11 protein-coding genes are annotated in these 13,344 nt (G+C 67.0%); 3 read left to right on the plus strand and 8 right to left on the minus strand.

Translation table 11 applies throughout. The features are described 5' to 3' along the window. Positions 1-63 precede the first annotated feature (63 nt). Positions 64-1,077, plus strand: coding sequence for a LysR family transcriptional regulator (locus tag E6C72_RS22285; protein ID WP_109085208.1), 1,014 nt, complete (start codon positions 64-66; stop codon positions 1,075-1,077). A gap of 3 nt (positions 1,078-1,080) precedes the next feature. Here E6C72_RS22285 and E6C72_RS22290 read toward each other — a convergent pair whose 3' ends face one another. The 8 genes from E6C72_RS22290 to deoC form a co-directional block, all read right to left on the minus strand. Next, positions 1,081-2,733 (minus strand): FGGY-family carbohydrate kinase, encoded by a 1,653-nt coding sequence (locus tag E6C72_RS22290; protein ID WP_109085207.1) that lies wholly within the window; start codon positions 2,731-2,733, stop codon positions 1,081-1,083. A gap of 22 nt (positions 2,734-2,755) precedes the next feature. Further along, positions 2,756-3,679: a ribokinase gene (rbsK, locus tag E6C72_RS22295; RefSeq protein WP_109085206.1), complete on the minus strand. Its 924-nt coding sequence runs from the start codon at positions 3,677-3,679 to the stop codon at positions 2,756-2,758. A 15-nt stretch (positions 3,680-3,694) separates the two neighbouring features. Beyond that, on the minus strand, positions 3,695-4,780 hold the full coding sequence (locus tag E6C72_RS22300; RefSeq protein WP_109085205.1) for an aldose 1-epimerase family protein: 1,086 nt from the start codon (positions 4,778-4,780) through the stop codon (positions 3,695-3,697). A 38-nt stretch (positions 4,781-4,818) separates the two neighbouring features. Further along, on the minus strand, positions 4,819-5,811 hold the full coding sequence (locus E6C72_RS22305; RefSeq protein ID WP_109085204.1) for an ABC transporter permease: 993 nt from the start codon (positions 5,809-5,811) through the stop codon (positions 4,819-4,821). A 12-nt stretch (positions 5,812-5,823) separates the two neighbouring features. Continuing rightward, positions 5,824-6,801 (minus strand): ABC transporter permease, encoded by a 978-nt coding sequence (locus tag E6C72_RS22310; protein ID WP_109085203.1) that lies wholly within the window; start codon positions 6,799-6,801, stop codon positions 5,824-5,826. Between the two features lie 11 nt (positions 6,802-6,812). Further along, entirely contained in the window at positions 6,813-8,315 is a 1,503-nt protein-coding gene (locus E6C72_RS22315) for a sugar ABC transporter ATP-binding protein (protein WP_109085202.1), read from the minus strand. An 86-nt stretch (positions 8,316-8,401) separates the two neighbouring features. Then, on the minus strand, positions 8,402-9,448 hold the full coding sequence (locus E6C72_RS22320) for an autoinducer 2 ABC transporter substrate-binding protein (RefSeq protein ID WP_109085201.1): 1,047 nt from the start codon (positions 9,446-9,448) through the stop codon (positions 8,402-8,404). Between the two features lie 183 nt (positions 9,449-9,631). After that, positions 9,632-10,303, minus strand: coding sequence for a deoxyribose-phosphate aldolase (gene deoC / locus E6C72_RS22325; RefSeq protein ID WP_109085200.1), 672 nt, complete (start codon positions 10,301-10,303; stop codon positions 9,632-9,634). A gap of 274 nt (positions 10,304-10,577) precedes the next feature. Between deoC and E6C72_RS22330 the strand changes: the two genes are divergently transcribed. After that, complete coding sequence (locus E6C72_RS22330; protein ID WP_109085273.1) at positions 10,578-11,345, plus strand: DeoR/GlpR family DNA-binding transcription regulator; 768 nt, start codon at positions 10,578-10,580, stop codon at positions 11,343-11,345. A 186-nt stretch (positions 11,346-11,531) separates the two neighbouring features. Beyond that, complete coding sequence (locus tag E6C72_RS22335) at positions 11,532-13,334, plus strand: NAD(P)H-dependent oxidoreductase subunit E (RefSeq protein WP_199228722.1); 1,803 nt, start codon at positions 11,532-11,534, stop codon at positions 13,332-13,334. Positions 13,335-13,344 lie beyond the last annotated feature (10 nt).

A 13,344-nucleotide genomic window follows, 5' to 3' on the forward strand; every position in this document is an offset into this window, starting at 1 on the left:
GCCGGTCATGGGCGGACACTCTTCCCCACTTGCGGGAGCCGCGATCGAAAGGACGGGATCCGTATGGACAAGCTGCATGCGATGCGTGTCTTCATCCGGGTGGTCGAAGCGAACAGCTTCTCGAAGGCGGCGGAAACGCTGGGTTTGCCGCGCGCCTCGGTGACGACGACGGTCCAGAATCTGGAAGCGGCGCTGGGCGTGCGCCTGCTCCAGCGCACCACGCGCAAGCTCAGCCTGACGCTGGACGGGGCCGCCTATCTGGAGGGGGCCAGCCGCATCCTGTCGGAGATCGACGAGATCGAATCGACCTTCACCAGCGCCCGCAAGACGCCGCGCGGCCGGCTGCGGGTGGACATGCCGGGCTCCATCGGCCGGCTGGTCATCATTCCCTCGATCCACGAGTTCCACGACAAATACCCCGACATCGACCTGATGCTGGGGCTGGGCGACCGCGCCGTCGACCTGATCCAGGAGGGGGTGGACTGCGTCGTCCGCATCGGCGAACTGGCCGATTCCAGCCTGCTGGCCCGGCGCATCGGCGCCATGCAGCCGATCACCTGCGCCAGCCCGGCCTATCTCGCCGAGCATGGCGTGCCCAGGACCATCGAGGATCTGGAACGCCACATCGCGGTGAATTATTTCAGCAACCGCACCGGCCGGAACATGGAGCTGTGCTTCCAGCGCGACGGCGCGGTGGAGGAGATTTCCATGAAGGGCGTCATCTCGGTCAACGACGCCGACGCCTATGTCACCTGCGGGCTGGAAGGGCAGGGCATCCTGCAACCCGCCCGCTTCATGGTGCTGCCGCACCTGCGCAGCGGGGCCCTGCGCGAGATCCTGACCGACTGGCGGCCGCCCCGCATCCCGATCTCCGCCGTCTACCCGCACAACCGGCACCTGTCGCCGAAGGTCCGGGTCTTCGTCGACTGGCTGGCCGAACTGTTCGAGCGCTGCCCCCTGCTCCAGGGCGAGGATCTGCCGGACGACAGCTGCGAGACGTCAAAGGCCGGGAAAACCAAGGCCGGGAAAACCAAGGCGCCGGTGGAGCGGGAAGGCGCCTGCGAATGCGTGATGTGAGGCTTACCGGGCCGTCTCCATCCCCGTCCCCATCAGGGCCCGGTAAGCCATCTGGTCCTCGTGCATCCGCAGGAACACGGCGTATTTGGCGTCGTGGTAGGCCCGCAGCGGCCCCTCGGCCGGTTTGATGCGGCGGCCGGCGCGGCTCATCCCGGCCATGCCGGCGGCGATGTCGGGGAAGGCGCCGCCCGCCACCGCGCCCAGCACGGCGGCCCCCAGCAGCACCGCCTCCGGCTCCTCCGGCAGGACCAGGGTGCAGCCGGTGGCGTCGGCATGGGCCTCCAGGAACACCGGGTTCCTGGTGCCGCCGCCGCAGGCGAGGATGGTGTCGATGGCATAGCCCCGCCCGTTCATCGCCGCGACGATGTGCCGGGTGCCATAGGCCACCGCCTGCACCGTCGCCAGATAGAGCAGCGCCAGATCCTCCAGCCCGTCCGACAGGCGCAGCCCGGCGATGGCCCCGCGCAGGCTGGCGTCGGCCCGCGGCGAGCGGTTGCCGTGGAAATCCGGCAGCACATGCAGGTCGCGGGTCAGCAGCGCCATCGGTCCGCCGCTGCGTTCCGCCAGACGCGCCAACTCCTCGTTCAGCAGCTGGTAGACCGTGGCGCCGCGCCGCTGGGCCTCGATGGCAAGCTCGCCATGGCGGGGATGGCCCTGCACCACATGGTCGATCAAGGCGCCGGTCGCCGACTGCCCGCCCTCGTTCAGCCACAGCCCCGGCAGCATGGCCGAATGGTAGGGGCCCCAGACGCCGGGGATGAAGCGCGGGGCACCGGGGCTCATCACCATATGGCAGCTCGACGTGCCGCCGATCAGCGCCAGCCGCCGGTCGAAATCGACCGTGCCCGCCGCCTCCAGCGGCACCCCGATCACCCCGATCCCGCCGGCATGGGCGTCGATCATCGAGGTGCCGACGGCGATGCCCGGCGTCAGCCCAAGCTCGCGCGCCGCCTCCGCGGTCAGCCCGCCGGCGACGGCGCTGCCGACCGCGCCGACCTCGGTGCCGATGCGGGCATGCCCCTCATCGACCAGATCGCCCAGCCCGATGGCGCGAAGATAGCCGTCGTCCCATCGCCCCTCATGCCCGAGATAGGTCCATTTGCACACCAGCGAGCACAGCGACCGCCGCGCCGACCCGGTCGCCCGCCAGGTCAGGAAGTCCGGCAGGTCGAAGAAATGGGCGGCCCGGCTCCAGCTTTGCGGCAGGGTCTCCTTTAGCCACAGAAGCTTCGGCGTCTGCATCTCCGGCGACAGCCGCCCGCCGACATGGCGCAGAACCTCATGCCCGCCGGCATTGATGCGGTCGGTCTGCCCGATGGCGCGGTGGTCCATCCAGACGATGACGTTGCGGGAATCGTCGCCCGCCGGATCGACCGTCACCGGCCGCCCGGCGGCGTCCAGCACCACCAGCGAACAGGTGGCGTCGAAGCCGATGCCGACCACCTCCGGCGTCTCGCCGCAGCCCGCCAGCGCCTCGCGCACGGCGGCGCAGACGGCGGCCCAGATGTCGTCGGAGGATTGCTCCGCCCACTCCGGGTCGGGCTTCCACATCCGGATCGGTCGGGAGGCCGCGGCCAGCCGGCGGCCGGCAAGGTCGAAGATGCCGGCGCGGGCGCTGCCGGTCCCCACATCCACCCCGATCACGGCGCGTGTCATGGCCTGTCCTCCTTCCCGACGCTTACAGGCTGGCGCAGAACGCCTCGAATGCCTCGCGGCTGGCATAGGATTTCTGGGTGCCCGGCCGGGTGATGCTGTCGGCGGCATAGCGCACCGCCATGTGCAGCGCCGCATCCAGGTCGCGGTTCTCGACATAATAGCGGGCGAAGCTGCCGATGAAGGCGTCGCCGGCCCCGGTGGTGTCGACCGGCGTCACCCGCACCGGTTCGATCCGCCGGGTTTCCTCGCCCTTGCTCACCAGCAGGGCGCCGCGGGCACCCAGCGTGACGATGACGGTGCGGATGCCGCGCCCGATCAGTGCCCGCGCCGCCGTCTCGGCCTCGGCTTCCGAGGTCACCGGCAGACCGGAGATGGTCGCCAGTTCGGTCTGGTTCGGCACCAGGAAAGTGACCTGCTCGATCCGCTGCGGATCCAGATCGGCGGGCGCCGGGGCCGGGTTCAGCAGGGTCTCGATGCCGTGCCGCGCCCCGAACTGGATGGTGTGGTAGATCGTCTCCAGCGGAACCTCCAACTGCATGACGATCAGGTCGCAGCCTTTCAGATCCTCGGCGGCGCGGTCGATGTCGTCCGGCGACAGCAGGGCGTTGGCGCCCTTGATGATCAGGATGCTGTTCTCGCCCGATGGCTCGACGAAGATCGGGGCGACGCCGCTGGAGGTGCCGGGCACCCGCTCGACATAACGGGTGTCGATGCCGGACTCTTTGAGGTTGCGGATGGTGTTGTCGGCGAAGACGTCGTCGCCGACCTTGGTGATCATCATCACCTCGGCCCCCAGCCGGGCGGCGGCGATGGCCTGGTTGGCGCCCTTGCCGCCGCAGCCCATCTCGAAGCGCGGCGCCTCGATGGTCTCGCCGGGGCCGGGCATGCGGGCGGTGTAGGTGATCAGGTCGACCATGTTGCTGCCGACCACGGCGATCTTGCCCATCTTCTGCTACTCCTCTCACAGCGCCCGGATGGCGCATTCCTCGGCTTCGGCCTCGTCGGCGGTCAGATAGCCCAGCCGCACCGAGAAGCGCCGCGTCTCGCCGCCCGCCAGCGTCTGGACATTGCCCTTGGCACTTTCCGCCTTGTAGCCCTCCGGCTCGCAGGTGGAGGGCAGGGCGAAGGCGCAGACCTTCTGGTCGCTGTTGACCAGCACCCAGCGCACCGTCTTGGGAAACTCCCGTGTGCTGTAGGCGATGTGGAAGGCATCGCCCTCCCGCCGCCGCAGCATCACCGCGGTGCCGCTCTCCTCGTCGGTGCGCAGGCCGCGGATGTAGAAGACCTGCTCCGGATCGTAGCGATGCGGCTCGTCCAGCACCTCCATCACCGCCGGATCGCGGGCGAGGTCGGCCAGCAGCGCGTCATAGGCCGGGCTGCGCGGCACATGGGCCGGCACCACCGTGCGCACCGCCGTCGCCTCCGGCGTGAAGGGAGCCGGCTGGACGATGCGCGCACCCTCGGCGAAGGCGAAATTGACATGGCACATGTACATCAGGTCCATGGCGGCATCCGACAGATTCTCCACCTCCATGCCGATGTCGAACAGGGCGGCGCCGGGGCGCAGCACGACGCGCGGGCGGGCGACGTAATGGGCGCCGAAGCCCATCACATACTCGCGCCGCCCGGTGACGGCCATGTAGGGGCCTTCGTCATCCTCCCCCACCTCCAGCCCGGCGGCATCCATCGGCGCGCAGGGCATCTCGCCATGCAGGAGATGGTTGTCCTGCGGACCGGGGCAGCCGTTGCGCAGCAGCCCGGAATGGAAGGCGAAACAGCCATAGGTGCCGACGATCTCGGTTGCCGGACGCGGCATGTCGAACATGTTCGCCATGGTCAGGTCGACGCCGTCGAACACGGCGTCCCACACCATCTGACCGTAATAGGGCAGCACCACCAGATGGCCGCGCCGGTTGGACAGCCGCACCGCCTCGATCCCGCTGTCGTAGCGGAACAGGCTGGCCGTCAAGCCATGCGCCTCGGCGACCGGACGTTCGGCCTCGCCGAAGAAGCTTTTGCGGAAATGGATCGCGGTTCGGACGCTCATGGGATTTCCTCCCTATCGGAAGCCGGCCTGAAAACCGGCTAGCGGGTGCGGTTCTTGTAGGCGTTGATGGCGATGACCAGCAGAAGGAACGCTCCCCAGATGAAGTCGATCAGGTGGTTGGAGAAGCGCAGGATCTGGAAACCGCTCGACAACAGCATCAGCGCCGCCACCGCGATGGTGATGCCCAGCACGGTGCCGCGCCCGCCGGCCGGGTTGGTGCCGCCCAGCACGGCGATCAGCACCGCCTGCAACAGGTAGGAGTTGCCGTAATCCGACTTCGCCGCGTTGGTCCGCCCCGACAGGATGATCCCGGCGACCGAGGCCAGCACGCCGGTCAGCATGTAGCTGTACAGCACCATCCGTTCCCGCTTCAGCCCGGCGAACAGGGCCGCCTTCGGGTTGGTGCCGATCAGCATCAGGTTGATGCCAAGCGCGGTGTGGCTCAGCACGAAGGCGATCAGGGCGGCGATCACCGCGAACAGCACGAAGGGTGTCGCCAGCCCCAGGATCTTGCCGTTGCCGAGGAAGGCCCAGGCGGTGGGAAAGCCGACGATGGCCGGCCCGCCGGTCAACACGATGGCGAGCCCAGTGAAGACCTGCCCCGTGCCCAGCGTCGCCAGGATCGGCGTGATGCCCAATCGGGTGATCAGCAGCCCGTTCACCGTCCCCGCCACCAGCCCGGTGCCGAGCGCGATCACCCCGCCGAGCAGGACGGTCAGGATGCCGCTGTCGGCGATGCCGGCGGCACCCGCCATCTTGTGGAACAGCACGCCGGCCAGGATGCCCGAAAGATTGGCGACCCCCACCACCGACAGGTCGATGCCACCGGTCAGCATGGCGATCATCATCGCGATGGAGAGCAAACCCAGCTCGGGGAAGATGTAGGTGATGGACTCGAAATTGTAGTAGCGCAGGAACTTGTCCGGGCTGAGCGCCGTCATCACGGCGAAGATCAGCACCGTCATCACCAGAAGCTGGACGATGTTGTTGTCGCGGTTGATCAGGCTGCGGATGTTCATTTGCGTTTTCATGCTCCCGCCTCCTCACGCCGCCCGACGGCGGTCGCGCCACGCCGACAGCGCGGTCGCGGCGATGACGATCAGACCCACGACGACCAGCTGCCAGGTGGTGTCCACATGCATGATGATCAGGCTGTTCTTGACCATCACCAGCATGAAGACGCCGAGCATTGTGCCGAGCACGCTGCCTCGCCCGCCGAAGATCGACGCCCCGCCCAGCACCACCGCGGCGATCACGTCCAGCTCCAGACCCACGAAGTCGCGCGGGTTGGCCAGCCAGATCATGCCGCTGTGCAGCAGCCCGGCGAAACCGGCCAAGGCACCGGCGACGCAATAGATGAAGAAGATGGTCTTGCGCAGATCGAAGCCGGCGCGCCGCGCCGCCTCCGGATCGCCGCCCAGCGCATAGGCGCTGCGGCCGATCATGGTGTAGCGCAGCACCAGATGCATGGCGAGCGCCAGCCCGAGATAGATCAGCACCATCGCCGTCAGGCCGTAGGTGGTGCCGTCGGCCTTGGTGACGCTGACCACGTCGGTGCGGGCGAAATCGATCAGCGCGGTCGGCATCTTGTTGATGTTGATCATGCTGGTGCCGACGACGCCCAGCAGGAAGCCGCGCACCATGGCGCTGGTGCCCAGCGTCACGATCAGCGGGATCATGCGGAACTTGTAGACGAAGAAGCCGTTCACCGCGCCGAACGCCAGCCCCATCAGGGTGGCGGCCAGCAGAGGCAGCACGACGCCGTTGTATCCCAGCGCCAGCATGCCCTTGATCGTCAGATACATGGCGGCGACGGCGAAGGCCGGGAACGACACGTCGATGCCGCCGGAAATCAGGACCAGCAGCACGCCCATCGCCATGATGCCGATGATGACGTTGCTGCGCATCAGGCTGAACAGATTGTCCAACTGCCAGAAGGCGGGGTTGATCGTGCCGATGAGGACCATGGCGAGCAAAAGGATGCCCGCGATGACCGTTTCCGACCGGCGGAGCAGGGCCATCGGTTCCTCCCTCAGGTAAAGGTCTTGAGCCGGTCGCTGACCGTCTCTTCGGTGACGTCGGCGGCGGGCAGATCCTCGATGAAGCGCCCGCGATGCATCAGCACGATGCGGTTGCAGTTCTGCACCAGCTCCAGCACGTCGTCGGAGATCATCAGGACAGCGAGGCCGTGATGCTGCGCCAGCTCCCGGATCTTGGCGTGGATTTCCGCCTTCGACCCGACATCGACGCCGACGGTCGGGCCGTTCAGGATCAGCACGCGGGCGTCGGTCAGCAGCCAGCGGGCCAGCACCACGCGCTGCTGGTTGCCGCCCGACAGCTGCATCACCGGCTTCTCAGCGGTCGGCGTGGCGATCTGCATGGCGCGCACCATGCCCTGAGTCATTTCCTCCGCCCGCTCGCGGTCGATCACCAGCTTGGGCGCCAGCCGCTCGTAAGAGGTGGCGAGCATGTTGCGCTTGATGCTCTGCGGCAGGAACAGCCCTTCGCTCAGCCGGTCCTCCGGCACATAGGCGATGCCGGCGGCGATGGCCTCCTGGGTCGTGCGCAGCCGCACCGGCGCGCCGTCGATCAGGATTTCACCCTTGTGGCCGGGAACCATGCCGAACAGGGCCAAGGCCAGATCGGTGCGGCCCGAGCCCAGCAGGCCCGACAGCCCGACGATCTCGCCCGGCCGGATGGCGAGGCTCAGATCCTCGCATTTGCCGGGCACGGTCAGGCTGCGGATCTCCAGCCGTGGCACCGGCGGCGGGCCGGGCGGCGGGGTCCAGGCATAGGGTTCGTTGAGGATGTCGCTGCCGGTCATGTGGCGGGTGATCAGCGCCTCGTCGAAGTCGCCGGTCGGTCCCTCCGCCACCTTGCGGCCATTGCGGATAACGGTGATGCGCTCGCTGATCTCCAGCATCTCGCGCATCTTGTGGCTGACGAACAGGATGGCGATGCCGCGCGCCTGGATGTCGCGGACGATGCGGAACAGCGTCTCGACCTCCTTGCGGGTCAAGGCCGTGGTCGGCTCGTCCATGATGATCAGGCGGGCGTCGGACATCAGCGCGCGGGCGATGGCGACCAGCTGCTTGCCGGCGGTCGGCAGCGACGCGACCTCGGCATCGAGGTCCAGCTCCACGCCCAGCCGGTCCACCGCCTCGCGGGCGATGGCGCGGGTGCGCCGCCAGTTCATCAGGCGCCGCTTCTCGCCGAGATGGACGTTCATCGCCAGATTCTCGGCGACCGTCAGATTCCCGAACAGGGAGAAGTCCTGATAGATGACCTGGACGCCGTGGGCGATGGCCTCGATCGGCGACATGCCGGGCATCGTCCGGCCGTCGATCAGCATCTCGCCGCTGTCCGGCTGGTAGACACCGGACATGATCTTGATGACGGTGGATTTGCCCGACCCGTTCTCGCCGGCCAGGCAATGGATCTCGCCGGGGGTGATGACCAGCGACATGGCGTCCAGCGCGACGACGCCGGCAAACACCTTCCGGATGTTCCGGAGTTCGATGAAACCGTCCGACATATCTTCCGCCCGGCGGTTCGAGGAAAGGATGAAGACAAGGGAGCGCCGGCCACCATTCCCGGTCGCCGGCGCCCGTCTTCAGATCATCAGAAGTCGTAGGAGCCCATGTTCTCCTTGGTGACGCCGACCCAGCCCTGCCCGTAGAGCAGGTTGGCCTTGGCCCCCTGCGGCGTGGTCAGGGCGGTGTAGCCCGGCAGGCCCAGGTTCAGGCCGGCCTTGATCTGGTCCTTCTTGCCGTCCAGCGCCATCACCGCCAGCATGTTCATGGCATAGCCGGCGACCGCCGGATCCCAGAACTGGATGTACTGGATGTCGCCCTGGGTCAGATACTGGCCGGCCACGGAGACCAGACCCGTGCCGGAGAAGAACAGCTTGTTCTTCAGACCGCGTTCGGCCACCAGACGGCCGGCGCCGGCCGAGGTCGGCATCGGACCGCCGACGATGCCCTTCAGATCCGGGTAGGTGGTCAGGACTTCCTTCAGCTTGTTGTAGTCGGTGTTGGCGTCGTCATAGGTCTCCAGACGGTTGGTCACCATCTGCATCTTCGGGAAATGTTCCTTCTGATAGGCGATGGCGCCGTCGATCCACTCGTTCTGCGACTTCGACGTCAGGCTGCCGACGGTGCAGACATACTTGCCCTCGCCGCCCATCGCCTTGCCCAGCACTTCCATCAGCTTGGCGCCGTAGGCGAAGTTGTCGAAGGCCTCCAGCACATAGTCGGCGTTCTGGATGTTCGACGCCTCATGCGCGATCACCACGATACCGCGGTCACGCGCCTTCTTCAGGACCGGTTCCACCGCCTCGACCGAGAAGGGGACGATGGCGATGGCGTCGACGCCCTGGGCGATCAGGTTCTCGACGAGCTGGACCTGTGCCGCCGCGTCGGCCTGGCTCGGCCCAACCATCCAGGTGTCATGGCCGGTGTCGCTGGCGAACTGCTTGACGCCGTCGCGCATGCGGTCGAACCAGGCGATGCCGTCGACCTTCACCACGGTGGCAATGGTGTATTTCTTCTTGGTGGCGTCGGACTTCAGCGTCTTGACGGCATCCGGGGTCGAAACCGGATCGGCGGCCATCGCCGGCCCGGCGACCAGCGAGGCGGCGACGATGAGCGAGGACAGCAACTTCTTCATGTCGGCGTGACTCCCATGAGAGGCGATGAGCGCCATGCGGTGGGAGGAACACTCGACCCACCGATGGTGCCGGGGTGTTTGCCACCCGCTGCGCGTTCCGTTTTTGGTGATGCCGTGCCGGGTGGGACGGACGGAACTGCCGTCCGACCGGCACGCTCTATAGCGTGCGCGAGGCCTGCGGGGTCAGCCGCCGACGATCGCCACGCTTGCGCTGGCGCCGATGCGCGAGGCACCGGCCGCGATCATGCTTCGGGCGTCCTCGGTGGTACGCACCCCGCCCGACGCCTTGACGCCCATGCTGTCGCCGACGGTCCGGCGCATCAGAGCCACATCCTCGACGGTGGCACCGCCCCCGGCGAAGCCGGTGGATGTCTTGACGAAATCGGCCCCGGCCTCCTGCGACAGCCGGCAGGCCAGCACCTTCTCGTCGTCGGTGAGCAGGCTGGTCTCGATGATGACCTTCAGCAGGGCATCGCCGCAGGCCCGCTTGACCGCGGCGATGTCGTCGCGCACCTCGGCGGTCCGGCCGGCTTTCAGCAGGCCGATTGGAATCACCATGTCGACCTCGCGGGCGCCGTGGCGCACGACCCATTCGGCCTCGTCGGCCTTGATCGTCGTCGGATCAGCGCCGAAGGGGAAGCAGATCACCGCGCAGGGCGCCACCGGCGATCCGGCCAGCCGTTCGGTCACCAACGGGATGAAGACGGGGTTGACGCACACTGCCTTGAAGGCGTGTGCACGCGCCTCGTCGCACAGCCGCTCGACTTCGGCGGGCTGCGCGTCGGGACGCAACAGGGTGTGATCGATGAACGGAGCCAGACCGGCGGCATCGGCCGGGACGCTGGAAATCGGCATCTTGGTCCTCCCGGGGAGACCCTTGTCCTTGGGGGCTCTCCTCGATTGTTGCCAGGATGTCGACACCGCTTCGGATCCCGCTGCTGTGTTAACATCCTAACATTTTCTGAAAGGATAGTTCCATGCTGTCGCGCGCTGTGTCAAGATCAATGCATGCGATTGTGAGCTTTGCCACGGCCATCCTGTTCGAGGCTTCGCGCCATTGGGATTAACCCGTCTGGATTGTAGGGTGCGGCCGCTGGCAGGATGGGCGGAAACGGTGCGGGATGCGGACATGTCGATGAGAAGGGCCGATCGCCTGGACCGATTACAGAGCGCGCTGGAAGCCGGCGGCTATCTTCGGCTGAAGGATGCGGCCCGGCTGCTGGGCGTCTCGGAAATGACGGTGCGGCGCGACATCGCGTCCTGCGGCGGACGCTTCGCCTATCTCGGCGGCTACATCGCCGGCGGGCTGGAGAGTGTCGGCGGCATGGGCTACATGCTGGACCGCGAGCGGGATACCCACATCGAGATGAAGCGCACCGCCTGCGAGGCGGCGGCGAGCCTGTTGAAACCGGGCGAAACGGTGTTCATCGACTGCGGCACCACGACTACCCATCTGGCCAGCCGCATTCCGGCCGACAGCCAGATCACCGTGGTCTGCTATGCCATGAACATCGCCGAGATCGTCTGCAAGAAGCCGGGCGTACGGGTCGTCATGCTGGGCGGCCTCTATCACGCCTCCTCCGCCTCCTTCTCCAGCCCGGAATCACTGGAGATGCTGCGCGGCATCGGCATCAACACCGCCTTCATCTCGGCCGGCGGCGTTCATGAATCGCTGGGGATCAGCTGCTCCAACTTCCATGAGGTGGAGATCAAGCAGACCGCCATCGCCAATGCGGTGACCAAGGCGCTGGTGATCGACAGCAGCAAATTCGATCAGGTCAAGCCGGCCTTCTTCGCCAAGCTCGACAGCTTCGATTTCCTTTGCGGCGACGGCGGGATCGACGCCGCCCGGGCGGAGCGGCTCGCTGCCGCAGGCGTGCGCATCGTTCCGGCCTGACCTACCTACCGGCCGGCCCTTCGCCGGCCCCTCTCCGTCATTTCCATCCGGTCGCGGCTGAAGATGATTTAGGGTGCTGACATTCAGCTCCATATACGCTAACTTGGCATTTGGTATACGAGACGCCAGGAATTCGGGATCGCGACAAGCAGAAACGCGGACCATCAAGCAGAGGCCAGAACCGCCGTGACCGCACTCCCCCCGATTGCCAACGCTCCGATCATCAGTGCCAAACCGCCGGGTGGTGTTCCCGCGCGCAGCATCCATCCTGGCTCCGGTCGCCGCAAGACGCGCGATCAACAGAAAGGCCGGCAGGTCGATCCAGTCAGCCTTGACGAGGTTCGGGCACTTCTCGGCGACCGCTCCCGTCAGTCGGATCTGCTGATCGAGCATCTCCACCTGCTTCAGGACCATTACGGCTGCCTGCATGCCCGCCATCTCGCCGCCTTGGCGAAGGAGATGCGGCTGGCGCTGGTCGAGGTGTTCGAGGTGGCGTCCTTCTACGCCCATTTCGACATCGTGATGGATGGCGAGCCGGCTCCGCCGAAGCTGACCATCCGTGTGTGCGACTCCCTGAGCTGCGCGCTGGCCGGGGCCGAACAGCTCCATGACGCGCTGAAGGCCGGTGTCGACGAGCGCGAGGTCCGCGTCGTGCGCGCGCCCTGCATGGGTGGCTGCAACAATGCCCCCGTCGTGGCGATCGGCCATGCCCCGCACGAGAACGCGACGGTCGACAGCGTGCTCGATGCCGTGGCCCATGGCCATGTCCACCCGGACATTCCCGACTATATGGGCTTCGACGACTACATCCGCGGCGGCGGCTACAAGATGCTGGCCGAATGCCTGAACGGCGCGCGCGACGTCGATGCGGTGCTGAAGGGGCTGGAGGATTCCAGCATCCGCGGCCTGGGCGGCGCCGGTTTCCCCACCGGCCTGAAATGGCGCTATGTCCGGGCGGAGCCGGGACCACGCCTGATGGCGATCAACGGCGACGAGGGCGAGCCCGGCACCTTCAAGGATCGCTTCCATCTGGAACGCGATCCGCACCGCTTCCTGGAAGGAATGCTGATCGGTGCCTGGACGGTGGAGGCGACCGACGTCTACATCTACCTGCGCGACGAATATCCGCAATGCCGGGAAATCCTGCTGCGTGAGATTCCGAAGGTCGAGGCCGCCGGCTTCGCCCGCCACACCCGCATCCATCTCCGCCGCGGTGCCGGCGCCTATATCTGCGGCGAGGAATCGGCGATGCTGGAGAGCATCGAGGGCAAACGCGGGCTGCCGCGGCACAAGCCACCCTTCCCGTCTGTGGTCGGCCTGTTCGGCCGCCCGACCCTGATCAACAACATCGAGACGGTGTTCTGGGTCCGCGAAATCCTGGAGAAGGGCGGGGCGTGGTTCGCCAGTCACGGCATGAATGGGCGCAAGGGCTTGCGCACCTTCTCGGTCTCCGGCCGGGTGAAGGAGCCGGGAGTCAAGCTGGCCCCGGCCGGCATCACCCTGCAGGAACTGATCGAGCAATATTGCGGTGGCATGGCCGACGGCCACACGTTGAAGGGCTATCTGCCCGGTGGCCCGTCCGGCGGCATCCTGCCGGCGTCGATGGCGAACATTCCGCTCGATTTCGGCACGCTGGAACCGCACGGCTCCTTCATCGGCTCGGCCGCCGTGGTCGTGCTGTCCGACAAGGACAACATGCGCGACGTGGCGCTCAACCTCCTGAAATTCTTCGAGGACGAGAGCTGTGGCCAATGCACCCCCTGCCGGGTCGGCACCGAGAAGGCCGTGCGCCTGATCAGCGAGCCTGAATGGGACGAAGAGTTGTTGACGGCGCTCGCCACCGTCATGGGCGACGCCTCGATCTGCGGGCTGGGGCAGGCGGCGATGAACCCGATCAAGCTGGTGATGAAGCATTTCCGCGAGGACTTCGTGTCGCGCCAGGGCACGGCCCAGAGTGCCGCCCAGGGCGCAACCGGATCGCAGGGGTAAGGAGACCGAC

Origin of the sequence: Azospirillum sp. TSH100, from assembly GCF_004923295.1 — a bacterium.
Lineage (GTDB): Bacteria > Pseudomonadota > Alphaproteobacteria > Azospirillales > Azospirillaceae > Azospirillum.